This is a genomic window from Pseudoalteromonas sp. S1608, assembly GCF_005887265.1.
GTDB lineage: Bacteria > Pseudomonadota > Gammaproteobacteria > Enterobacterales > Alteromonadaceae > Pseudoalteromonas > Pseudoalteromonas undina.
In genome coordinates this window covers 16,212-40,030 of record NZ_PNDK01000049.1, presented here as the reverse complement: position 1 = coordinate 40,030, position 23,819 = coordinate 16,212, and the positions used below count along the sequence as shown (strand labels likewise).

The following is a 23,819-nucleotide window of genomic DNA, read 5'->3' as shown; positions in this document are numbered from 1 at the left end:
ATATGGGTCGTTAGCTCAGTTGGGAGAGCATCGCCCTTACAAGGCGAGGGTCACTGGTTCAAGTCCAGTACGACCCACCATTCTTTGAATGGTGCATATTACAAAAATCTAAATCCTCCAGTACCACCTTCCATTTTAATATTCATTATCCTCCACTCTTTTAGTTCAAGTTCAGTATTAATTACCATTTAGAAATTCGTTACCAAGTAATTCTTCGGTTTCAAAAAATCAGTATTCCAATCACATACCAAAAATTTATCTTTCGAGTTTTATTATCTCCAAAATCATTTTGTTTAAACTTACTTTATTACGCGTGCTATTCATTTACTTTAAATGGGTTTTTAGCTCTTTTAAGGTAAAAATATAAACCTTTAGAATTAATTTGCTTAATAAGCTCTCATCTTCGAGGCGAATCTTTAAATTACCTTGTAAGCGTCTAAACTGTTGATTATAGTCTGTGTTAAATTCAATTACGCTTAAGCCAATGTCTAAAAATATTTTTAATGAAGCAAAAATACTGATTGTAGAAGAGCAGCCACTTGCTCAAAGCTACATGAAACAGTCGCTCGAAAAAATTGGCTTTGGACATATGCGTTTTGCAGATCATGCTCTAGCGGCAAAAGAACAATGCTTACATGAAGAATTTGACTTGGTAATTTGCTCTTTTAATCTAAGCAAACGCCAAGATGGCTACCAGCTTTATGAAGAATTACGCGCTAAAGCATTAATAAAACACTCTACTGGGTTTATTTTTACATCTGCGGAAACTAGCGGAGAGTTAGTTCACAGTGTATTAGAACTCCAACCCGATGACTTTTTAGTAAAACCCTTCTCTGTACAAGAGTTAAGAGTGCGCATAGAGCGTATTCTCAAACGTAAAAGCGACTTAAAAGCTATATACACTTTAATTGATGACGATAACCAGTCTAAAGCATTGAAACAAATTAATGCCCAACTCGATAAAAGTAATAAATACAGCCCTATTCTGCTTAGATTAAAAGGCAACATTTTACTGGCGCTAAAACAAAACCAAGAGGCGAAAGACTTTTTTAAATCAGTTTTGAATATCCAAAAGTTTGCATGGGCAAAAGTAGGATTAGTAGAGGCTTTAATTGCTAACAATGAGCATATTTTGGCTCAGCGCATGCTTAAAACAATGCTTGAACGAAATGAAACGCGTCTTATAGCCTTAGACTTATTGGGGCGTTTAGAAATAAAACTAAACCAATTTGATTTAGCCCAAGACTTTTTAAGCCAAGCTGCACATATTGCCCCTCGTAATATAGACCGTCAAAAATCACTTAACAGCGTATCGCTCATTAATAGAGATTACGAAACCAGCTACTTAACTCAAAAAGATATTGCCACTTACGCTAAGTACTCTATGCATGATAGCCCAGACATTTATTTAAATGCTGCTCGTGCTGGGATTGATTTTGCATTGACCACAGATCAAACTGACCAAATAAACAGGATCTCTCGTCAAACAAATAAATATATCAATGAGCTAAAAACACAATTCCCAACCAGTAATGCGCAAACCCAAATTGATGTGCTCAATGCTCGCCTTTATTATTTAAAAGATGAACATAAAAAAGCGAAACAGCTCATTGAGCAACTTGATGACAGCGATACTCAAATACGTTCAGTAGATGGTGCCCTAGACAAGGCAAAAGCACTGCATGAATTAGGTTTTCACCAAAAGGCGCAAGCGCTATTTAGCCAAATAATTGATCATTGCGAACGTCACCCAAGTAGAAGCGATGCTACTTACTTGCGTTATATACAGCAACAGCAAAGTGAAAGACGTGATATTAAAATGGGGCCGAAAGAGCTCAATAATCATGCTGTTAAGCAGTTTGAGCGCGGCCAATTAAATGTTGCCTTAGAGGCATTCAGCCAAGCATTTAGAGTCATGCCACACAATCCAAGTATTGCGCTTAATTTATTGCAATGTTTAGTGGATAAGTCAAAAAAACATGGTGACTCTTTCAATAGTGTGCTGGCTCAAAAGTGCTTTAAACTATTAAAAAAATCCCCCTTAGCAGAAGAGCAATCAGAGCGGTTCGATAAACTACTTCAGATTGCTAAAGAAATGAAACTAGAGATTAGTTAGAGCCTGTTTGGCATTAATGCTACGTTATAGCCTATTTATGGTGAGTAACCGCACCATATAGGCGCTGCCTTGCCTAAATCCCAAACAGACCGCTGCAAATTTAACCTTGAAAGGTCGACAGACCCTAGAGCTTTTTCATTGCCAGTGCGTTTACACAGTAGCGTAAACCAGTAGGAAGTGGCCCATCAGGGAAAATATGCCCTAAATGCGCATCACACACATTACAAACAACTTCAACTCGCTCCATGCCATGACTATTATCCATGACATAACCAATCGCTTCCTCAGTTGCCGGTTGGGTAAATGAAGGCCAGCCGGTGCCACTATCAAACTTTTCATCTGCATCAAATAGTAAGTTGTCACAACAAACACACACATACTTACCTGGCTCTAACAAGGTACAACTACTCGAACTATTTGGTCGTTCAGTTCCCTTTTTACGGGTCACATAATATTGCTCTTCGTTTAACAGTTCGCGCCATTGCTGATCTGTTTTAACCACTTTTCGAACCGGTGTTGGATTACCATGGTTGGCAAAATTAACAATATCGTTCCACTTCAACATAACAACCTCATTACGTTATTAATTTAACTAGCAATCATTTACTTGTAGTCTAGTACGCCTGTGGCTAATACCACGATCAACGCTATCTAAAGACTATAGTGTGCTTTTCTGTTGCTGTAAGTATACGGTTTACATAGGCATGCAATTGGGCTTGACTGCCAGGAATGCTCACGCTTAATTGTCTGTCATTATTACTGTGCACTATTAGCTCATCGTTTCTTATTTCTATCGACTCAATATTACTGATGACTAACCAATGCGGGCCATTTTTTTTATCAAACAGCCCTGTTAAACTAAAAACAAATAAGTGCTGCGCATCGCGTTGAATAAAATTACGCAGCGGATTGCGCATTTTAAACAACGGCGTTAATCGGTAACAACACGAACAAAACACCACAACCCACATAACTAAGGCAGCTTTAAACCAAAGGTGTTCCCCTAAAGAAAAAAAGTAGCCACACGCTATAATTACGAGCCCTATTAAAGCGATTACTAATGCTATTTTTTTATTGATACTATGCATAAGCCCTCTTACTTTTTATCAGTTGCTTTTTCTGTCGGCTCGGGCCAATCACTAAAGAAAACGCTTAAGTAACGACTTTTTGCCAAATACCACAACACCCATAATACAATCACCATTTGCACAGCTAAAAATAATGAGAAGCGATAGTGGCTATGGGCTGCCTGAATACTTAACCACGACAAATCAATTAATGCACACGTAATCAGCGGCCAACGCATATACCGCCAAATACGCGCCAAGCGTTGTGTTGCTTGATGCGAGTCTCTTGGCCTTCGTAAACAAAATAAAATAGTGGGTACAATGGCTACAGCACCGATCGCTATAGCAATAAAAAAATCATCTTTTGACTTAAAAAACAATGACATTAAATCAAGTTCAGGGCGACGGCTCAGCGCGGCTATTACCCAAATAAAATAGGCGCGCAATAGTACTAAAATACTCAAGTGAAACGCTAATGGCGTACGATAGCTACCATATTTATCCCAGTATTCAGGCCCATATCGACTCACAACTGATTTTTCCTATCGGCAATAGTGCCCAAAATAAAAAATGCCACTAATAAGGTAAGCGCTAACCACTTAGTGCCAAAAAACAGTAAAGCTTTAGTTAGCAGTGGGCTTAACCACACCACTAACAAGCCAAAGCCAAACGCAGTTATCAACACAAAACACGCCACCCTAATAATAAAGTGGCGCCTAGCTACGACGCCTTTGGTTAACTTTAAAATGTCATCCGCATACAGCGACACTAAGCACACCATTAAAAGCAGTGATAAATGCGGCAAATAGCCCTGTAACCATTGGCCTAGGTCAATTAACAAGGTATTAAGTATATTTGTAAAACTAGCCATTATGAGTCTCTAACAAAGTAATTAAATCATCCTCTGTCAGTATTTCTATACCAAGCTCTTGCGCTTTGGTGAGCTTAGAGCCGGCTTTTTCGCCCGCCACTAAGGCATCTGTTTTTGCTGAAACACTGCCAGAAACCTTGGCGCCTAATTGTTGTAGGCGCGCTTTTGCATCATTACGATTAAGCGTATTAAGCGTCCCAGTTAGCACATAAGTTAAACCCGCTAGCGGCTGTTCTTGCTCTGATGGCGCTGTTAACTGTGGCCAGTTTACTCCTTGCGCTATTAATTCGTTTACCACGGTTAAATTATGCTCTTCAGTAAAAAAGCCACGCACGTGCTTTGCCACTATTTCACCTACATCGCTTACTTCTATTAGTTGTTCAATGCTGGCATCAATCACGTTTTCAAGCGTTAAAAAATGATTAGCCAAATTCTGAGCTGTGGCCTCACCGACTTCACGAATACCCAGTGAATATAAAAACTTTGCTAAGGTAGTGGTTTTAGCGTCATCAAGCGCCGCAACTAAGTTTTTTGCTGATTTTGGTCCCATTCGTTCAAGTGATTCAAAATGTCCCTGCTTTAAAATAAATAAATCAGCAGGGGTTTTGATAAGCTCTCGGTCAACTAATTGATCAACAATTTTGTCGCCTAAGCCGTCAATATCTAAAGCCTTACGTGAAGCAAAATGTTTAATCGCTTGTTTGCGCTGTGCTTGACATACCAAGCCGCCTGTACAACGTGCAACAGCTTCTCCTTCAACCCGCTCAACGTGCGAGTCACAAATTGGGCACATAGTTGGAAATACAATCTCTTTTGCATCGCTTGGGCGTTGCTCAAGTACTACTTGGGTAATTTGTGGGATCACATCCCCAGCGCGGCGAATAATCACAGTATCGCCCACTTTAACGCCTAAACGGGCAATTTCATCAGCATTATGCAGTGTTGCATTCGATACCGTAACACCACCAACAAATACCGGCTCTAGTCGCGCAACAGGGGTAATAGCCCCAGTACGCCCTACTTGAAACTCTACGTCTAGTAAGTGTGTTATTTCTTCTTGTGCCGGAAACTTATAAGCAATAGCCCAGCGCGGCGCACGCGCAACAAAGCCTAGGCGCTCTTGTAGGGCTTTTTTATTTACTTTTATTACCACGCCATCTATTTCATATTTTAGCTCGCTACGGCGCGTTAAAATGTCATTATAATAGGCAAGCGCGGCCTTTGGGCCTTCAACTAGTTTTGTTTCTGGACACAGTGGTAATCCCCAGTCGGTAAGCTTGGCAAGTTGCTGGTAATGATCTTCAGGTAATGTGCCATCGGCGACCAATCCGGTGCTGTAGGCATAAAACATCAGTGGCCGTTTTGCGGTAATTTTTGAGTCGAGCTGGCGTAAACTGCCCGCTGCCGCATTACGTGGGTTTACAAAAACTTTGTCACCGCGCTTTTCTGCTTCGGCATTTAATTTTTCAAAGCCCGCGCTATCCATAAACACTTCACCGCGCACTTCAAGCTCACGCGGGTAATCATCACCGCGTAACTTTAATGGCACATTGCGAATTGTTTTTACATTTTGGGTAATATTTTCGCCAGTAAAACCATCGCCACGAGTCGCTGCTTGCACTAATACCCCATCGCGATAAATAATCGATACCGCTAAGCCATCCAGTTTAGGCTCACAGCAAAATGTAAGCTCGTCGGTGCTCATTAAACGCTCTTTAATACGACGATTAAAACCACTGAATTCGTCTTCACCAAAAGCGTTATCAAGCGACAACATAGGCACTTGGTGTGCTACTTGCTCAAACTTGGCAAGCGCCGCCCCACCTACTTTTTGAGTAGGTGAATCGGCGGTTAAAAACTCAGGGTGCTGGGTTTCTAATTCGCTCAAAGTACGTAATAAGCGATCATATTCGGCATCGGGTATGCTGGGTGTATCAAGCACATAATAACTATAATTGTGTTGCTCAAGCGTGGTACGAAGATGATTAATTTGCTCACTAATGCTGCTTGCCATGTAGACCTCAAAAACATAAAAAAAGCCACTTTGACGAGTGAACGCCCAGTGGCTTACAAAATTTAACTTATGCGTATATTACGCAGAAAATGCGCGAACCTGCTCAACATATTGACGAATACGCTCTACCGTCATTTCGTTTCGCTCAGCATCCAAGATTTCAGCTCCAAATTCATCTGCTAGCTTCTTAGCGGCGCTGTGCAGCATATTAAACGCAGCAAGGCCATCGCCATCACATGGCAGTGTCATAAATAAACTAACGCCTGCGGTGCTAAACTGTTCCATATTATCAATATCGAACGTGCCAGGGTTATACATATTTACCAGTCTAAATAACACCGGCCCTTGGCCTGCAGGGTCTAGATGGCGATTAAAAAAGCCTTCTTCTGAATATTTAAAACCTAGCGTGTTAACTGCTGGCAGTAATTTACTGCCTTGCATGGTCAGTCCTTCTGGCATTTGAATATGCACAATCACAAAGTCTGAAACATCTTTAGGGGCGTCTTGTTGCGTATCTACAGCCTCTTCTGTTACCACTTCAAGGTCATCTTCAATAGCTGTATCAGCTGGGCTAACATCTATTTGTGGCTCATCAGCACTGAAGTTTAACTCACTCATTTGTGGCTCTTCTCGTTGCGCTAACGTTGGCTCTTGTGGCTCAGTATGCACAGATGAAGGCTGCTGTTCTTGAACAGGTTCAACTCGCTCGCTTGCAGGGAGTTCAGCATTCTCTTTTTTTCTTACTGACCACAAACCGTGTATTAATAAGCCACCAATGACAAACACACTGATCACAATTAAAACCCATCTTAATTCTTCGGCCATCCCCTCACCTTTTATTATTAATATGCCTAACTGCCATCATTTTACCCAAAACAACTAGCAAATGACTATAAAATTATGCATGTGCAAGTTGCACCGCTTGTTCAATATCTACAGCAACCATGCGCGACACGCCGGGCTCTGCCATGGTTACACCCGTTAATCTACCCGCCATTTCCATTGCAATTTTATTATGGCTTATATAAATAAACTGCACAGATTGTGACATTTCTTCAACCAATCGGCAAAAACGGACCACATTGGCATCATCCAATGGGGCATCTACCTCGTCCAGCATACAGAATGGAGCTGGATTGAGCCTGAATATAGAAAACACCAATGATAATGCGCTCAGCGCTTTTTCTCCACCACTTAACAAATGAATTGTCGAATTTTTTTTACCCGGAGGTCTTGCCATTATACTAACACCACTTTCGAGTAAATCGTCACTGGTTAATTCTAAGTAAGCACTGCCCCCGCCAAATACTTTTGGAAAAAGCTGGCCAAAATCGTGATTCACTTGATCAAAGGTAGACTTAAAGCGCGTTTTAGTTTCACGATCTATTTTATGAATAGCGCCTTCTAAAGCTGTCAATGCCTGGGTTAAATCATCCAGCTGATTATTTAAATAATCACTTCTTTGCTTAGCTTGTTCAAATTCATCAATGGCTGCAAGGTTAACGGCTCCTAATTGCTCAAGCTGATTACTGGCTCCAGCAAGTTGATTTTGCGCTGCATTTAATGACAACTCTGCAGGAAGCTCTGCTAAAACCTGTTTTAAATTTTGATTAAGCTCGCTAAGTGGCTCAAGTACCGCTTGCGCTTTTATTAATAGGCTTTGCTCTTCAATACTCAGCTTCTGGTGTTGCTCTTGTAATGCCACCAGCTCAGTTTGTGACGTTTTTAAACTCGCTTGTTTGTTTTGTAATTCTTGTTTTGCTTGAGCTAATTGCTGTTGAATATCCACAAGGGTTTGTTCGCCTTGTTGGTGCTGCACTAATAATTGTTCAATACTTAGTGCAAGCTCTTGCTCAGGAATAAGTAACGCCTCAATTTGCTCTATTAGCTCTTGCGTTCCTTCTACAGCCATTGTTAATGCTTGTTCGGCATGGTTCAACTTGGTTTGACTGAGCTGCCACTCACTGCGCACTTTTTGCTCATTAAGGTCTGCCTGATGTGCTTGCGTTCTATATTGTTCAGCATTATTCAAAACTTGTGTGTAACGTTCATCACTATTTATTCGTGTGTTATCGGCTTGGTTAAGCTCTACAGCTAAGGCCTCTAACTGCTCTGCAAGCTGTTCATTTTTATCAAGCTCTTCGCCCAACAATTCGCTTAACTGCTGCTGTTGTTCTAGCAGTGGCTGACGTTGTTGTTGTAATTTCGTCACCTGTTGCTGATGTTGATCAGCTTGCGCTTTGAGCATATCACCACGCGTTGTTGCTACAGCAAGTTGTTGTGCTAATTGATGAATAGTGTCTTTGCGCTCGTTTTGCTGCTCGGTTATTAATGCAGCCTGCGCTTGATGTTCTTCAAGTGTGGAGTGTGCGTCCGTCAATGCCTGTTGTTGTTGCTCAAGTAAGGTTTCTTGCTGTTTGAGCTTTTTGTGCATTAATAATAAGGAGTTTTCTGCATTTTTTTCGCCACTAAGATGCCAATTTCGACCATGTAACGCTCCTTGCTTGTCCATCACTGCAATATAACTGGTATCGTTAAGATGGTGAGCTTCACCCTCGGCATCATAAGCAATATGGTTTAATAACTCTGGGTAGATACCAGCGCTAATAAAGGCAGCAATACTATTGCTTGCCACAGACTGTGAGGGTATTTGCCACGTGCTATTTTCTGCTTTACCTGGTGAAACATGAATATGCTCAAGTGATGTCAGCGCCTGCTCTACTAAAAACTCATAACCCGGCTGAACAGTTAACTGCTTGAATAAAGTTAAAGTTTTATCGCTGTTTTTTTCAAGTCCAAGGGTAGTTTTTAGCCCTGCTATACCGGCTTTTAGTTCATTAACTTGCTGAGATAAATGCTGCCATTGCTGCTGAGCTTCATCAAGCTGTTGCTGCTGTATTGCCTGAGCACTTTGACCTCTACTATGAGCAGTTTGCGCGTTAGCCAGCTGCTCTGTTAGCGTTTGTCTGTGCTGCTGTTGCTGAATTAATTGCTGCTCTATCTCACTGCGTTTTAACTCATCTATTTGCTCATCAAGCTGCGTTAGTTGTTGCTTAACATAACTGATTTTCTGATCTGTATGTTTTACTGCATTTGCATGCGCTAGCTGCTGATTATTTAATTTTTGATAGTCTTCTGTTAGTGATTGCCACTGTGACGTGTCGGCATTTTTAATCTCCAGCAGCCGATTAACCTCATCGGTAAGTTCTATAACCTGCTCGCTACACATTAAGTTATGCTCTACAGCCTGTTGCAAGTTGTCATCTAACTCTTGGCAAAGACTTTGTTGCTGCGTTTTGACTTCTTCACTTTGGTTTTTTTGTTGCTCTAACTTGGCTAAATTTTGTTTCAGTGCAAGCGTTTGTTGCTTAATGCTAATCTGCTGCTGTTCACTGCGAGTCAATTCGGTATGCGTAAGGTGCTGCTGTTGCTGTGCATCATCGAGTTTATCTTGTTGAGCTTGCACTTGAGCATCAAGGCTTGCCAGCACATCATCATGGCCTGAATGCGCCGTTTTAAAGAAGCTGATTTGGTCATCCAGCTTTTTTATTTGCGCACTTTTATCGAGCTGTTGTTGATGCAGTTTTTGCCATTTTAATACCGCTATTTGCCCCTTTAAGGTGCGCTCTTGGGATTTAAGTTCGCGATATTTTTTAGCCTCAACCGATTGTACCGCCAGTTTATCAAGCTGGTTTTGTAACTCTTGACGAACATCAAGCAGTCGCTCTAGGTTTTCTCGGGTGCTTTTTATGCGTGTTTGCGTTTCGCGGCGACGCTCTTTGTATTTAGAGACCCCTGCGGCTTCTTCTAAGAAAACACGTAGCTCTTGCGGTTTGCTCTCTATTAAACGTGAGATCATCCCTTGTTCAATAATAGCGTAGCTTCGCGGCCCAAGGCCCGTGCCTAAAAATATGTCGGTAATATCACGTTTTCGGCATTTACTGCCATTTAGAAAGTACAATGACTGACCATCGCGAGTCACCAAACGCTTAATAGCCACTTGGTTACGATCAGCAAAAGTATTGGGTAACTTACCCTGGGTATTATCAAATATTAATTCAACGGAGGCTTGCGAAATGGGCTTGCGGTTAGTAGAGCCATTAAAAATGACATCGGTCATGGCATCGCCACGTAAATTTTTAGCTGAGCTTTCACCAAGCACCCATCGCACCGCATCAATGACGTTTGATTTGCCACAGCCATTAGGGCCGACAACACACGTCATTTGGTCAGGAAATGGAATTTTAGTGGGCTCTACAAACGATTTAAAGCCCGCTAATTTAATAGTGCTTAAGCGCATTTTATTGTTATTACCGATTTATTATTGTTTTTTACTATAAGTAACTTAACGCATAAATAGCTAAAAAGTTAAGCTTGGCGTTTAAAATTATCTAAAATAATACCCGTGGCCATTGCTACATTAAGCGACTCTGCACCGCCAAAAGCCGGTATGGTTATTTTGTTGCTCACTAATTTTGCACACTGCTCGCGTATTCCATGTGATTCACTGCCCATAAGCAATACACCTTGGCCACTAAATTTAGTGCTATGCACACTTTGGCCATCTAAAAATGCACCATAAATAGGCATGTTTAATGTAGATAAGTATTCAGGCAATTCAACTTGGCTTACCGATACGCGAACGAACGACCCCATTGTGGCGCTAATTGCTTTTGGGTTATACGGATCGGCACTGTCAGTGCTAGCAACAATATGTTTTATACCGTACCAATCAGCCACGCGAATGATGGTACCTAAATTCCCAGGATCAGATACGCCATCCAAGGCTAATATTAAACTGTTTTCATCTGGTAATACGGTGCTTGGCATATCAATAATTGCAATAGCCGCATTATTACTTACCAAAGTACTGGCCTTTGTTAGCTGCTCTTCATCCGCTGTAATAAAATGCGTTTGAGGATATGAGCTTTGGTTATTATCAATAAAGCTTTGCGTTGCAAATACATCGTTTACTTTTAATGGGCTATTTAATAACTCCAGTACATTTTTTTCGCCTTGTACTAAGTATTGATTAAATTGCTTGCGATACTTTTTTTGGCCAAGCTGGCGAATAAGTTTAAGTTGGTTTTTTGAAATCATGACAGCCCCATTAAATTATCTGCACAGTATACCAGAGGTGACTTAAAGTGCAGCCCTATAAACATTAAAAGCAATAAAAATAGCCTACTTACAATCAACTAGCTAATTATAAAGATTGTTTTTTTTATCTAAAAAAGGTAAATTTACAAAAAACAACATGGATATATTTTTAAAATGGAACCAGTACACCCAACTTCATCTGAGTCAAATCAAACACCCCCTGCTATTTTTAGCGGTAAAGTACAATTTAGCGGCAAAGCCGGCGAATTTTTTGGCATATGGAGTGTTAATATACTACTTAGTATTATTACTCTCGGAATTTACTCTGCATGGGCAAAAGTGCGCACCTACCGTTATTTTTACGGTCATACGCGTATCGACGGCCATAGCTTTGACTATCTAGCGACCCCGATACAAATTTTAAAAGGGCGCATTTTAGCGGTCATCGCATTTTTAATTTACACCTTACTTAGCAGCCTCGCACCGGCAATAGGCCTTTTATTTGCTATTGGCTTTTTATTTTTATTGCCGTGGATCATCAACCAAGGTCTGCGTTTTAATATGCGTATGACTCGCCATCGTAATGTACGCTTTGCCTTTTCAGGTAATTACGGCGATGCATTTATTAACTTTGTTTTATTGCCTATTGCAAGTGTATTCACATTACACCTATTACTGCCGTATGTATTAAAGCGAATTGATCAATATATGCATGAAAACATCAGCTATGGAAATAAACCACTTACAGTAAATCTTCAGGGCGAACGCTATTACATCGCAGCACTTATTACCCTAGGAGTTGCAATAGGTGGCTTAGTTATTTTTGGCTTCTTTGCTGGTGCAAGTGCCTTAACTATCGATAACTTAAACACACAAAACTTTAGCCTTTCGACAATTGTAGTGCCGCTATTAATTGCTACGTTGTATGTTGCGTTTTTAACACTGGTAGGCGCTGTTTATCATTCGCTTATTCGAAATCATATTTTTAATAACAGTGAATTTACAGAAGTAGCTACCTTTGATTCGAACTTAAAAGCCATTGACTATGCCATCTTACTATTTACCAATGTACTGGCAATTATATTTACCTTAGGACTGGCCTACCCTTGGGCTAAAGTACGCAGAGCAAAGCTATTAGCATCAGTTACAGAAGTCACTATTTATAGCGGCGCACTTTCGTTGATTGATGTTGCACAAAATGAGCAGTCATCATTTGCTGAAGAAGCGGCCAATGTGTTTGATATTGATATTTCACTCACCTAATGAGTAATTATCCTATTTTTGGCTGTTATTATTACCCTAATAGCAGCCAACATATTAAAAGCTATGCACACCTTTCCCATGAGCAAATAACACTTGTTGACTCTGAGAATACGACGTTACTTGCATCAACAATAGACAATTGCCAACTTGATAGCCCGTTACCTGGCATGGCGTCAGAGTTAAATTTTGCTGATGGTGGGCGATTTATTCCTCAAGATGTAGAATTTAGGTGGCCATTCGCGCTTAAAGAGCATGGACTAAGTGAACGCTTAGAAAAAAATAAGATTCTTATTGTTGCATCCGTGCTGCTAATTCCCCTATTACTTTGGTTAATTTTATACCGCTTAATACCATCAGTAGCCGTTTATAGCGTTAACTTAGCACCTGCCTCGACAATTGAAACGATGGGAGAGCAAACGCTCAGTGTAATAGAAAAAGTCGCATTGGAACCTTCTCAACTTTCCACTAATAAGCAATCAGAAATACAGCAACAATGGCGTTTAATGCTTAACTCGCTCAATTTAGACAGTGCAAAGTTTAGGCTATCTTTTTATCAGTCTGATTATTTTTCAGCTAATGCGTTTGCTCTTCCAAATGGTCGGGTTGTAGTAACTGACGAACTTGTTGAGCTATTAAAAAATGATCCTGATGCCCTGCGTGCTATTTTACTTCATGAAATTGGTCATGTTCAGCACCATCACAGCATTCGACTTGCGGCACAAGCTGCAGCGAGCACCGTTGTATTTGCAGTTATTTTTGGTGACTTAGAAGGTATATTAGAAGTCGTGCTTGGCTCTGGTTCATCTTTTTTACAACAAGCGTTTTCGCGAGATATGGAACAAGAAGCCGATATATATGCGATTAAAAACCTTTTAAAATTAGGCTATTCTAACCACGACTTTGCTGATGCAATTGAAGCACTGGAAAAGAATTTACAAGCGCAAGAAGGGAGCTATGATGATGCTTGGTTAAAGTATTTATCAACGCACCCAAGTTCCCAAGAGCGAATAGAATATGCGAGGCAATATAAACCACAATGACCCCTGAACTGAATTTATTGTTATTAGTTATCATTATGATAACGCTTGGCTACGGATTTATTTATCCGCGCTTTGCAGGCAGCAGCTTTAAAAAAGTATCGGTGCAAGATTTATTTGCAACGGGCATTACGCTATTAATTGCATCTACTCTTTATTACAACTCAGGCGTGCAATTTAGCTGGTTAATATTTGAAGTTAATTGGTTTTGGTTTACTTTTTTAACTTACGTCATAATCGAAATTCCGGTGTTTTTTATTTATGCTAAAAAGCACAATATGCAGTTTTAATAGTCTTTTATTTTCATACAAAAAAAGCGCCAAATTGGCGCTTTTTAAACTGCATTAACACATATTAATATTTATGCTTAAATGCCCACAAATGCAGTAATTCACTGGCAATCGTTGCAGCGGCAATGGCGGTAAGCTCACTTTGGTCGTACGACGGGGATACTTCAACCACATCCATTCCCACCATATTAACCCCTTTCAGTGCGCGTAAGATTTTAAGCACTTTATCAGAGGTTAAACCACCACACACGGGTGTGCCCGTACCTGGTGCAAAGGCGGGGTCTAAACAATCTATATCAAAGGTTAAGTAAACCGGTAAATCACCCACTCGCTCAATAATCTGAGCTGCAATATCATTCGCATGCAGATCATTGGCTTGCATGGCATCAATCACTGCAAACTCATGCCTGCTTTGATCAAAGTCAGTACGAATGCCGAGCTGAATACTGTGATTAACATCAATTAACCCTTCCATTGGCGCATGATAAAACATGGTGCCGTGATCAAAACGCGAGCCGTTGCTATAGGTATCGGTATGCGCATCGAAGTGAACTAATGCCATTTTGCCATGAATTTTTGCATGTGCGCGCAATAGTGGTAAGGTTACGAAATGATCGCCACCCAAGCCTAATAATGTTTTACCTTGGCGAAGTATTTGCTCTGCCGCCATTTCTAATTGCGCGGTAAAATATTCAGGGTCGCCTACCGGATAAGTAAAGTCGCCAGCATCCGCCACGGTTAAGCGCTCAAACAATGGAAATGTCCATGGGTATTTTGTATCTTCCCATGCTAAATGTACCGATGCTCTGCGAATAGCATCAGGCCCTAAGCGGGCACCAGGGCGCCCTGAAGTGGCCAAATCAAACGGTAAACCCAGTACCACTACATCGGCTTCAATCGCGTTAATGTTTTGTACCATAGGACGACGTAAAAACGTCATCCCATTTGAGTACAATGAGTGGTCAACACAACCAAACAAGCTAGACATTGCTTATAACTCTTCTAAATAAGTGTAGCCATCAAGGCCGCTTTGCAACTCGTCTAAAACGCTTTGCTGTTCATCTGGTGCAATTTTTGCGCTGACTAACTGCGCGTATGACTGCTGAAAACCTTCAACATCTAAATGTACATAACGCATCATGTCAGCCACAGTATCACCATGATTAATCTCTGTAATACTAGCAACACCTTGCTCATCCATATTGACAATAGCACTGTGCGTATCACCAAATAAGTTATGCATATCGCCTAAAATCTCTTGATAGGCACCTACTAAGAAAAAACCCATTAAATAAGGTTTATCTGCTGTAAACTCTGGTACTGGTAACGTACTTTCAATGCCTTGACCATCTACATAATGCTCTAATGCGCCATCTGAATCACAGGTGATATCTAGTAACACAGCCCGTTTTTGTGGAGCTTGCGTTAAACCACTTAAAGGCAATACCGGAAACACTTGGTCAATACCCCACGCGTCAGGCAATGACTGAAACAATGAGAAATTGACAAAAAACTTGTCCGCTAAACGCGCATTCAGATCATCAATAATCGGTCGATGAAAACGGTTTTTGTTATCCATTAATTTATTAAGCTCATAACACACACGCAAATTAATTTGCTCGGCCCATGCGCGTTGGGTTAAATCTAATAATCCCATTGCAAACTGACTATGCGCTTCAGCTAAATCACCTTGGCTGTCGTGAAAAATCTCAATTAATGCACGGTCATCAGTAAGTACATGCAATTGTTGCCATGAAATCCACATATTTTTAAGTAATTGCGGCGCATCATCTGCTGGCGCTTCTATTTCTTCTGGTGCATATGTTTCGGTGCCAATTACATTGGAAATAAGCACTGCATGGTGCGCCGTTAATGCTCTTCCCGACTCTGAAATAATGGTAGGGAAAGGCTGTTCATACTGCTTACAAATATCACCTATGGTGTACACAATATTATTTGCGTATTCGGCTAAACTGTAGTTCATTGAGTTGTGTGATTGACTGCGTGTACCGTCGTAATCAACCGCTAAACCGCCCCCTACATCAAGGCACTCTATTTGTGCACCCAACTTACGTAATTCACAATAAAAACGCGCAGCTTCACTTACACCTAAGCGTACATCACGAATATTGGCCATTTGCGACCCTAAGTGAAAATGCACAAGCTGTACTAAATCAAGCTGATCAGTTTCTTTTAAACGGTTTACTACATACAGCACTTGTGAAGCAGACAACCCAAACTTCGATTTTTCACCGCCACTTGCTTGCCATTTACCTTTGCCCTGCGATGCTAAACGCACACGAATACCAATACGCGGTTTTACATTAAGTTCTTTGGCTTGGCTAAGCACCATGTCCAGCTCAGACAATTTCTCAAGTACGATATACACTTTATGGCCCAGCTTTTCGCCAATCAGCGCTAAGCGCACATATTCTTTATCTTTGTAGCCATTACACACAATCACCGCACTGGTTTTTTCAGCCAGCGCTAATACAGTTAATAACTCTGGCTTGCTACCAGCCTCTAAACCTAGCTGTTTTTTTTCTACTTGCGCTTGGCTGGCAACAATTTCTTCAACAACTTCACGTTGTTGATTTACTTTAATTGGATAAACTAATAAATAGTCTTTTGGATAGCCATAGCTTTCTATTGCGGTATTAAATGCGCCACATAGGCTATGCACACGATGGTGTAATATTTGTGGAAAGCGAACGAGTGCTGGCAAGCTTAAACCTTTGTCTTCAAGTTGCTTAGCAATGTCTGTTAGTGCAATGGTTTGCTGTGGGGCATCAGCCTTGGGCGCAACATACACATCACCTTGATCATTAATACCAAAAAAACCTTGGCTCCAATGACGAACGTTGTAGCTCGTACGAGCTTGTTCAAGTGATGTTGTCTCTTTCATTTATCTTTCTCTTTTATTTATGAATGCCAAACCGGCTAGTTGCCGCGCATTAAAAGAAAAATAGTGATTCATGTCCAACAAGTATTTCTACTCGTAACGAGTTAGGATTGAAATTGATAAATAAAAGCTTCAAACAAAGCAATATTAGCTGAGCGCAAGCTCCATAAATAAGCTATTCGGGTTTTCTGTGTATTCACCAAAAGGGGCACATTGCACAAACCCTAAATTCTCATAAAGATGGATTGATTGTATTTGCTTTGGTCCTGTTTCTAGTTTTATGATTGGGATTTCTTCTTCGCCTGCATAGTGCAATAAAATTTGCATAATACGCCGCGATAAGCCTTTTCCGCGATAGCTAGGTTTTACGTAAAGCCGTCTAATTTCGCCATACCAGCTACCATCAAATTGCTTTACTATTGCGCCACAGGCAACTATTCCGTCTTGATTCTTTAACCCTACAGCGTAAACGCCCGGTAAACCAAGCTCATTAACTGTAAGCGCTTGTGAAGTTGCTACAGGATATAATGAGCTAATAAGTCGATCTATGTCAGCAAATACGTTGATCACATCCTGATCACAAGGGTCTAAGTCGACTAACTGCATGGTTTATCTCAAGGTTATGCTTAAATATATTTAAACTATACCGTATCGATAGGAATGAACAACCTACTTAGGTTAAGTTATTTTTAGTGGGTTAGTTTATTGCTAGGATAATAAATAGCTCAATAACAAGGTGAGAATATGATGTACCCAGAAAAAGAGCGCTTATTAGCGCTCTTTATCAATTATTAAAGTCCTTGTTCGTCTGCCATTTTCTTAACTATTTGTGGTGCTGTCCACAATGAAGGTAGTAACACAAACGAAACTGGCACCGCAGTGACCACAATAAACGACTGCAAGGCTGAAATTCCGCCCTCGCCTATAGAAATAAGCAACGCCGCCATCACCCCCATCATAATCCCCCAAAACACTCGAATAGAGGTTTGTGGGTGATCGGTACCCGTCATTACCATAGATACCGAATACGTCATTGAATCACCTGTTGTTGCCACAAAAATAGTGGTCAGTACTAAAAATAACACCGACACAACAAATCCCATAGGTAACTGCTCAGTGATGGCTAACAATGCCGCTGGCAAATTAAGCCCAGCAAAAGGCTCTGATATAACGCCAGGATTATTTAATTCAAAAAAGATGCCTGAGCCGCCAACAATAGTAAACCAAAAACACGTGATCACAGGGGCAACCACAGAAATAAGTAAAATCATTTCACGAATAGTACGTCCACGGGATATACGTGCAACGAACATAGCCATTAATGGGCCATAACCTAAAAACCAGCCCCAAAAGAATACAGTCCACCAGTCTAGCCACGGTTTATCGGCACGAAATGTAGCCATAGGAATAAAGTTATCTAAATACAAACCAAAGGAATGAATGTAACTGTCGATAATAAACGCAGTTGGCCCCATTAGTAATATAAACAACATCAGCAACACTGCCAGTACAACATTAAAACGGCTTAGTAGCTGAATACCTTTGGTAACCCCACTTACCGCTGAAAGTGTGTAAATTCCAATTAAGCTAAATAAAATAACCACCTGCGTGGTGTAGGTATCAGGAATGGCAAACAATTTTTCTAGACCAAAACTCACTTGTAAACCTAAAAAACCAATAGGACCAACAGTGCCAGCAACCACAGCGAGTACACAACATGCATCAACAATAGTACCAAGCGCACCTTTCATTGCGCGATCGCCAAATACCGGGTAAAGCAAAGTGCGCGGTTTAAGCGGTAATCCTTTTTCGTAATGGAGATGCATATAAACAATACCGGTCAAACTACCTAAAATAGCCCAGGCTAAAAAGCCCCAGTGCATAAAGCTTTGTGCAAGAGCGTTGTAGGCGGCATCCTTTGTGCCAGTTTCACCACCAAATAACGGGGGCGGAGAAATAAAGTGTGCCATTGGCTCTGCTGCGGCCCAAAATACACCGCCACCTGCAAGCAAAGTACACATAATTATACTTATCCATTTGAAGGTAGATATTTCAGGGGTTTTTAAACCGCCGAGCACCACTGAACCGGTGCGGCCTACGGCTAAAAATATGCCAATCACAAAGGTTAATAACAGCAGAACTTGCCAAAAGGCGCCAAATATTTTGGTGGAGAAGGCAAAGGCAGAGTTTATCCAATCCGACATCAGTTTTATGTCGTACAGTGCCAGCGCGGCAAATAAAACTAATATACCGCCACTGATTAAAAAAACGGGTATATCAACCCCTTCCAGAAACTTTACTCGGGGAGAGTGTATTTCACCCGACTTTAAAGCTGCTTTCGTGGTATTCATTTATCGCTCCTAATGGTTTTTTACAGTTACCGACATAGCGACATACCATGACATAACCCTAAACCATAGTTACAACGAACAAAAAAGCAACTCAAAAGCAAGTTTTAAGTACCTGTCGTGTTTACGCTTAGATAATGTCACAACAAGTAGACTTATTGCCAATTCCTGACTAGTTTAACGCGTTAAAAACGCTAAACCAATGCCACAGCAATGATTTGTGCAACTGTTACAAAATAGTAAAAAACTCATTACACTTAGCTAGCAAACAAACAAAAAGTATACATTTCTGTTTGAGCTAAAACGCAGTAAGTTAGCAAACGTTACTGCCCAATTAGAGGTTAAACAAAGCGACTTATTGATTGGGGTAACTAAACTTGTCGCCTCAGTTAGTAACAAGCACGATGTTATTGGTGCTCTTTATGCCATTTTAAGTAATTGCTGTGTGTTAATGGTTTTGCAAATAAGAACCCTTGCACTGCGTTTACACCCATCGACTTTAATACATGTAGTTGCTCAGCACTTTCGACCCCTTCGGCTACAATATTAATATCTAAACTATGACCTAAACCAATAATAGACTGAACTATGCTTTGCCCCGATGCGTTATCCAACACTTTATCAATAAAGCTTTTATCTATTTTTAGTTCGTCTATCGGTAAAACACTCAAGTGCTTTAAACACGAGTAGCCGGTACCAAAGTCATCAATTGAAAATACAAATCCCTGCGACTTTAGCTCTTTCATTTGCTTTACCGTACTCATTAAATCACCCGCTAACATGGACTCAGTGATCTCTAATTTAATTTGTGAGGGTAATACATCATACGTCTCAATCGCTTTAAACAATTCTCCTTTTAAAGTAGAAGAATTAAACTGACACTGGCTAATGTTAATAGATACATTAAACTGGTTTTTCAGTACGTTATGAGCTCGAAGTGTTTCCAGTAAAATACAAATATCGCGCAATACAATGTTTTGTAACTTTTGAATTAAGCCAAATTGCTCGGCAATCGGAATAAACGAATTAGGAGAGATTAGTCCTTTGGTTGGGTGATTCCATCGTATGAGTGCTTCTGCACCAATAATACTGCCATCAATTGATAATTGAGGCTGAAAGTAAGCACAAAATTCATCACATGCAATCGCTCTGACTATATCTGTTTCAAGCTCAGTTTGATTTTCCAGTAAGGTTTGCAATGCAGGATCGTAAAAGCTACTGCTATTTCCACCCTTCATTTTAGAGCGGTACATAGCGGTATCTGCAAATTTTAAAATATTTTCGCTAATGGCATTGGCGTTATTAATTAAACATATACCAATACTGCAGCTTACTTGAAACGCTAAATCTCCTACCTCAAACTTGTCATAAAAAACGCTTTGTACCACTTTAGCCATTAATTCTGATTCAAGACTCGCTTGCTTATGGCTATCTCCTACATTCTCAATGAGTATGATAAATTCATCACCACCCACGCGGGCAAGGGTATCTGTTGGGTTTAAAACACGCGTTAGTCGCTGTGATAGCTCAACCAGTATTTCATCACCGGCATTGTGCCCTAATGAGTCGTTTATACGTTTAAAATTATCTAAATCTAAAAATAAGAGTGCGCCCGTGTGATCAGACTGCTTAATTTGTTCAACATACATACTGAGTTTATCATTGAGCATTCTGCGGTTCGGGAGGTTTGTAAGCGGGTCAAAAAATGCTAACCGTTGCACCTCTTCTTCTGCCGCTTTACGAGTAGAGATATCTCTGGCCATCCATACTACATGTCGCTGAGAGGGATTATTAGGTTGGTAACTTTCAAGCGGGGCTGTTCGTCCTTCAAATGTAAGTTGTTTACCTTTTATATTTAGCTGATACTCAAACACTTGAACTTCATTAGTTTGAAGCGTTTTGGCAATTACCGCCATAATAGGATTAGCATCCTCGGGAGGCATAATATCTCTGACATTTCGATTAATCACATGCTCTTGGCTTAAATATAAACTTTCATTAGTAGTGCCGTAAACGTTGGTATACTCCCCTTCTTCACTCAAAATAAGAGTTAGATCGGGAAGTACTTTTGCGAAGGCTTTAAACTTTTCATTACTTTGCTGTAATTCTGCAAGTAACACTTTTGATTTTAGTGACTCTGTGTGCTTTTCTAAAGCAATACTGGTGAAATCAACAAAAAAGTCTATTAACTCTAAATCTTGAGGTGTCGGTGACTTGGCACTGTCATGATAAATTGCAAAAGTGCCTAATATGTCTGATTGTGTTGAAATAATAGGGGTTGACCAGCACGACCTTAAATCAAAACTCAATGCCAACGCTTTATAGTTTTCCCATAAGGGTGATGTTGCAATATCTGAGGCTATTACTCGCTTTTTTTCATACACTGCAGTACCGCATGAGCCAACACTGGGGCCGATATGTACGCCATTAATTGCCTCACAGTAACCCTTTGCAATATTAGGCGCCGCACTATGAAATAGCTGTTCACCTTTGAGTGTTAATATAGAGCACTTTGCAGAGGAGTCTTCAATAAGCTCCTCAATAGATAAACAAATATTTTCAAGTACTTCATCAAGTGGCGCACCCAAGGCTATTTTAGATAATATATTTTGTTGCTGAGAAAGCAGCTTTCTGACTCTCATTATTTCAATCAAATTATATTCCTCAACAGTCACTTACGCTAAATGCGCCGCTATATTCTATATAATAATTTATTATAGTCTTTTGACTATACATAATATTGAAATTAGCATCTATGGTAATTTTGTCTATTGCCGAGCATTTTATTTCATTAAGCACTTTCGAAGAATTCAAAGCAATTGCCCAAGCTAGCAATTTATTATCATTCTATTTGAAATACCATTTATTAAATACTTTGTTACTTAAAAGTACTGTTTAAAATCATCAGGCTATTTATAATAGCCAAAAGATAAATAATCGATGAGGTTAGTGTGCAAATAACGCAAGGTATGGAATATTTTTTTTCCGGGTTTAAGTTAATTAGTCAAAAAGGACTAAAACGCTTTGTACTAATCCCCCTACTTATTAATATTTTATTATTTGGTAGCTCCTTATTCTTTTTATTTGGCTGGCTGAGTGATGGCTTTAATGCCGTAAATACCATGCTCCCAGAATGGTTAAGTTGGCTCGAATGGTTAATGTGGCCAATTGCTGTACTGGTGGTGCTGTTTAGTTACAGTATGTTATTTACCGTTATTACTAACTTTATCGCCGCACCTTTTAATGGCTTGCTAAGTGAAAAAGTTGAGCTGTATTTAACTGGTCAAAAAATTAACGACGATGGATTAGCTGATTTAGTCAAAGATGTGCCGCGAATGCTAGGCCGAGAATGGACTAAGCTTTGCTACTACCTCCCGCGCGCTATTGGCTTTTTTATTCTATTGTGGGTGTTACCGGTAATAGGCCAAGTTCTCTGGGTGCTTTTTACCTGCTGGATGTATGCGGTGCAATATAAAGATTATGCTTTTGATAACCACAAAGTTAGCTTCACTCAAATGAAAAATGACTTAAAAAGCAAACAAGGCTTATCTTACGGGTTTGGCTTTGCAGTGATGCTGCTAACCGCTATCCCATTTATAAATTTAATTGTGATGCCTGTGGCAGTGTGCGGCGCTACACTGTTATGGGTTGAGCATTACCGACCACAATATCGTAGTTAAAAAAAATGGGCCTTTTGGCCCATTTTTTATACTCGCTAATCAATTAACTATATAAGCTTTGTGGTACTTTAATTACGTTTAAGTGCACCGTTATCTCTTCACGATCATGGTACAAATGCTTAGCTTGTAATTCGTAGCTAATACCAAACTTCGCCATTTCTTCTCTAATCATTTTTAGACATTCATACACACTATCAAAGCGTTTTTTCATCGGTAATTTTAGATTGAAAATAAGCTCTTTTGCATAGGCATTTACTGCCCAGTCAATCATCAAGTTAGTTACTTTCGTTGGCTTTTCTACCATATCGCAAACTAACCAAGTTATGTTTCTTTTTTCTGGACGGTATTTAAAACCATCTTCTCTAAAATGTTTTACTTGCCCTGTTTCCATTAAACTTTCATTCATTGGGCCATTATCTATCGCGCTAACAAACATACCACGGCGAACCAACTGATAAGTCCAACCACCTGGGCAAGCACCTAAATCAACGCTGCGCATGCCAGCTTGCACTCTTGACTCACGCTGCTGCTCAGGAATAAATACATTAAATGCTTCATCTAACTTAAGGGTTGAGCGGCTTGGACCATCGTTTGGCATACGTAAACGCAGAATCCCCATAAAGAAAGGTGAGTTGTTATAGCTATAAGAGTGACCCACATACGCAGTATTATTAGCTAAAAACAGCACATGCATTACTGGACGATTGGCTTTTGGTTCACGCAATACGGTATTTTGTTTCTCGAGCGCTTTTTTAAGCGGAGTTGATATCTTTTTACAAAAAGTCAGTAACTCCTTGCCCTCGTTGGTATCGGGTGTTTCTACTCGTAGTTCAGAGCATAAAGTAAAGTCTTTTGCGGCATCTACAATAGCGCCCACTCTATCCTCTAATGGCATATTTTCTATCAGGTTACCGGCAAACCATTGGCGTGCAAATACCATATTTTTAAAATCAACTTTTTTGATTATTTCGTCGCTGTGCTGCGCTTCAAAACATTCATAAATAACATAACCGGTATTTGGTTTTGCTTTTACATACCCAGCAAACCCTTGCTCGGCGGCGTGAAACGTTATTTCAGCAGCGGCATCGCTTTCAAAACCACTACGACAGTAAATCACAACACTAGACATAT

Annotated in this window: 19 protein-coding genes and 1 tRNA gene; 6 read left to right on the top strand and 14 right to left on the bottom strand. The window is 40.2% G+C overall.

Annotated elements, in window-relative coordinates; translation table 11 throughout:
- The first annotated feature begins 4 nt into the window (after positions 1-4).
- A tRNA-Val gene (locus tag CWB75_RS16745) sits at positions 5-80 on the top strand.
- Positions 81-484: 404 nt separating this feature from the next.
- Positions 485-2,116, top strand: coding sequence for a response regulator (locus CWB75_RS16735; RefSeq protein WP_138571250.1), 1,632 nt, complete (start codon positions 485-487; stop codon positions 2,114-2,116).
- A gap of 124 nt (positions 2,117-2,240) precedes the next feature.
- Here the strand turns inward: CWB75_RS16735 and msrB are convergent, their stop codons facing one another.
- From msrB to CWB75_RS16695, 8 genes are all read right to left on the bottom strand, one after another.
- The gene (gene msrB, locus CWB75_RS16730) at positions 2,241-2,681 is read right to left on the bottom strand and encodes a peptide-methionine (R)-S-oxide reductase MsrB (RefSeq protein ID WP_008115220.1); all 441 of its coding nucleotides are present in this window, start codon (positions 2,679-2,681) and stop codon (positions 2,241-2,243) included.
- A gap of 82 nt (positions 2,682-2,763) precedes the next feature.
- Positions 2,764-3,204: a hypothetical protein gene (locus CWB75_RS16725; protein WP_138571249.1), complete on the bottom strand. Its 441-nt coding sequence runs from the start codon at positions 3,202-3,204 to the stop codon at positions 2,764-2,766.
- Positions 3,205-3,212: 8 nt separating this feature from the next.
- The gene (locus CWB75_RS16720; protein WP_138571248.1) at positions 3,213-3,713 is read right to left on the bottom strand and encodes a DUF2919 domain-containing protein; all 501 of its coding nucleotides are present in this window, start codon (positions 3,711-3,713) and stop codon (positions 3,213-3,215) included.
- Positions 3,710-4,054, bottom strand: a complete 345-nt coding sequence (locus tag CWB75_RS16715; protein WP_008115215.1) for a DUF3392 family protein — start codon at positions 4,052-4,054, stop codon at positions 3,710-3,712. Before CWB75_RS16715 ends, CWB75_RS16720 begins: the two co-directional genes overlap by 4 nt.
- Positions 4,047-6,068 (bottom strand): NAD-dependent DNA ligase LigA, encoded by a 2,022-nt coding sequence (ligA, locus tag CWB75_RS16710; RefSeq protein ID WP_138571247.1) that lies wholly within the window; start codon positions 6,066-6,068, stop codon positions 4,047-4,049. The genes CWB75_RS16715 and ligA overlap by 8 nt, the downstream gene beginning before the upstream one ends.
- A 78-nt stretch (positions 6,069-6,146) precedes the next feature.
- Positions 6,147-6,893 (bottom strand): cell division protein ZipA, encoded by a 747-nt coding sequence (gene zipA, locus CWB75_RS16705; protein WP_054202488.1) that lies wholly within the window; start codon positions 6,891-6,893, stop codon positions 6,147-6,149.
- Between the two features lie 73 nt (positions 6,894-6,966).
- On the bottom strand, positions 6,967-10,368 hold the full coding sequence (locus CWB75_RS16700; protein WP_138571246.1) for a chromosome segregation SMC family protein: 3,402 nt from the start codon (positions 10,366-10,368) through the stop codon (positions 6,967-6,969).
- A gap of 68 nt (positions 10,369-10,436) precedes the next feature.
- Positions 10,437-11,168, bottom strand: a complete 732-nt coding sequence (locus CWB75_RS16695; RefSeq protein ID WP_054202486.1) for an RNA methyltransferase — start codon at positions 11,166-11,168, stop codon at positions 10,437-10,439.
- Positions 11,169-11,342: 174 nt separating this feature from the next.
- Here CWB75_RS16695 and CWB75_RS16690 point away from each other — a divergent pair, with 174 nt between their 5' ends.
- Genes CWB75_RS16690 through CWB75_RS16680 form a run of 3 tightly spaced genes read left to right on the top strand, consistent with a single transcriptional unit; the run spans position 11,343 to position 13,758 of the window.
- Entirely contained in the window at positions 11,343-12,431 is a 1,089-nt protein-coding gene (locus CWB75_RS16690; RefSeq protein WP_138571245.1) for a YjgN family protein, read from the top strand.
- A complete protein-coding gene (locus CWB75_RS16685) occupies positions 12,431-13,471 on the top strand; it encodes a M48 family metallopeptidase (protein ID WP_138571244.1) in 1,041 nt (346 codons plus the stop codon). Before CWB75_RS16690 ends, CWB75_RS16685 begins: the two co-directional genes overlap by 1 nt.
- Positions 13,468-13,758: a hypothetical protein gene (locus tag CWB75_RS16680; protein ID WP_008115202.1), complete on the top strand. Its 291-nt coding sequence runs from the start codon at positions 13,468-13,470 to the stop codon at positions 13,756-13,758. Before CWB75_RS16685 ends, CWB75_RS16680 begins: the two co-directional genes overlap by 4 nt.
- A 64-nt stretch (positions 13,759-13,822) precedes the next feature.
- Here CWB75_RS16680 and speB read toward each other — a convergent pair whose 3' ends face one another.
- From speB to CWB75_RS16655, 5 genes are all read right to left on the bottom strand, one after another.
- Positions 13,823-14,746, bottom strand: coding sequence for an agmatinase (gene speB / locus CWB75_RS16675; protein ID WP_010388380.1), 924 nt, complete (start codon positions 14,744-14,746; stop codon positions 13,823-13,825).
- 3 nt (positions 14,747-14,749) lie between these two features.
- On the bottom strand, positions 14,750-16,663 hold the full coding sequence (gene speA / locus CWB75_RS16670) for a biosynthetic arginine decarboxylase (RefSeq protein ID WP_138571243.1): 1,914 nt from the start codon (positions 16,661-16,663) through the stop codon (positions 14,750-14,752).
- 144 nt (positions 16,664-16,807) lie between these two features.
- Positions 16,808-17,266: a GNAT family N-acetyltransferase gene (locus CWB75_RS16665; RefSeq protein WP_008467955.1), complete on the bottom strand. Its 459-nt coding sequence runs from the start codon at positions 17,264-17,266 to the stop codon at positions 16,808-16,810.
- Between the two features lie 185 nt (positions 17,267-17,451).
- Complete coding sequence (locus tag CWB75_RS16660; protein ID WP_054202480.1) at positions 17,452-19,011, bottom strand: BCCT family transporter; 1,560 nt, start codon at positions 19,009-19,011, stop codon at positions 17,452-17,454.
- Positions 19,012-19,415: 404 nt separating this feature from the next.
- On the bottom strand, positions 19,416-21,662 hold the full coding sequence (locus CWB75_RS16655; RefSeq protein WP_138571242.1) for a putative bifunctional diguanylate cyclase/phosphodiesterase: 2,247 nt from the start codon (positions 21,660-21,662) through the stop codon (positions 19,416-19,418).
- A 315-nt stretch (positions 21,663-21,977) separates the two neighbouring features.
- Between CWB75_RS16655 and cysZ the strand changes: the two genes are divergently transcribed.
- Positions 21,978-22,688 (top strand): sulfate transporter CysZ, encoded by a 711-nt coding sequence (gene cysZ, locus CWB75_RS16650; protein ID WP_502704786.1) that lies wholly within the window; start codon positions 21,978-21,980, stop codon positions 22,686-22,688.
- A 43-nt stretch (positions 22,689-22,731) separates the two neighbouring features.
- Here the strand turns inward: cysZ and rlmM are convergent, their stop codons facing one another.
- Positions 22,732-23,817 carry a 23S rRNA (cytidine(2498)-2'-O)-methyltransferase RlmM gene (gene rlmM, locus CWB75_RS16645; protein ID WP_055013323.1) on the bottom strand — a complete coding sequence of 362 codons (1,086 nt, stop codon included), beginning with the start codon at positions 23,815-23,817 and terminating at the stop codon, positions 22,732-22,734.
- Between the last annotated feature and the right edge of the window lie 2 nt (positions 23,818-23,819).

Bases quoted from the DNA above. Each gene is read 5' to 3' on its own strand.
- CWB75_RS16735 (WP_138571250.1), top strand. From the start codon at position 485: ATGTCTAAAAATATTTTTAATGAAGCAAAAATACTGATTGTAGAAGAG.
- msrB (WP_008115220.1), bottom strand. From the start codon at position 2,681: ATGTTGAAGTGGAACGATATTGTTAATTTTGCCAACCATGGTAATCCA.
- CWB75_RS16725 (WP_138571249.1), bottom strand. From the start codon at position 3,204: ATGCATAGTATCAATAAAAAAATAGCATTAGTAATCGCTTTAATAGGG.
- CWB75_RS16715 (WP_008115215.1), bottom strand. From the start codon at position 4,054: ATGGCTAGTTTTACAAATATACTTAATACCTTGTTAATTGACCTAGGC.
- ligA (WP_138571247.1), bottom strand. From the start codon at position 6,068: ATGGCAAGCAGCATTAGTGAGCAAATTAATCATCTTCGTACCACGCTT.
- zipA (WP_054202488.1), bottom strand. From the start codon at position 6,893: ATGGCCGAAGAATTAAGATGGGTTTTAATTGTGATCAGTGTGTTTGTC.
- CWB75_RS16700 (WP_138571246.1), bottom strand. From the start codon at position 10,368: ATGCGCTTAAGCACTATTAAATTAGCGGGCTTTAAATCGTTTGTAGAG.
- CWB75_RS16695 (WP_054202486.1), bottom strand. From the start codon at position 11,168: ATGATTTCAAAAAACCAACTTAAACTTATTCGCCAGCTTGGCCAAAAA.
- CWB75_RS16690 (WP_138571245.1), top strand. From the start codon at position 11,343: ATGGAACCAGTACACCCAACTTCATCTGAGTCAAATCAAACACCCCCT.
- CWB75_RS16685 (WP_138571244.1), top strand. From the start codon at position 12,431: ATGAGTAATTATCCTATTTTTGGCTGTTATTATTACCCTAATAGCAGC.
- CWB75_RS16680 (WP_008115202.1), top strand. From the start codon at position 13,468: ATGACCCCTGAACTGAATTTATTGTTATTAGTTATCATTATGATAACG.
- speB (WP_010388380.1), bottom strand. From the start codon at position 14,746: ATGTCTAGCTTGTTTGGTTGTGTTGACCACTCATTGTACTCAAATGGG.
- speA (WP_138571243.1), bottom strand. From the start codon at position 16,663: ATGAAAGAGACAACATCACTTGAACAAGCTCGTACGAGCTACAACGTT.
- CWB75_RS16665 (WP_008467955.1), bottom strand. From the start codon at position 17,266: ATGCAGTTAGTCGACTTAGACCCTTGTGATCAGGATGTGATCAACGTA.
- CWB75_RS16660 (WP_054202480.1), bottom strand. From the start codon at position 19,011: ATGAATACCACGAAAGCAGCTTTAAAGTCGGGTGAAATACACTCTCCC.
- cysZ (WP_502704786.1), top strand. From the start codon at position 21,978: ATGGAATATTTTTTTTCCGGGTTTAAGTTAATTAGTCAAAAAGGACTA.
- rlmM (WP_055013323.1), bottom strand. From the start codon at position 23,817: ATGTCTAGTGTTGTGATTTACTGTCGTAGTGGTTTTGAAAGCGATGCC.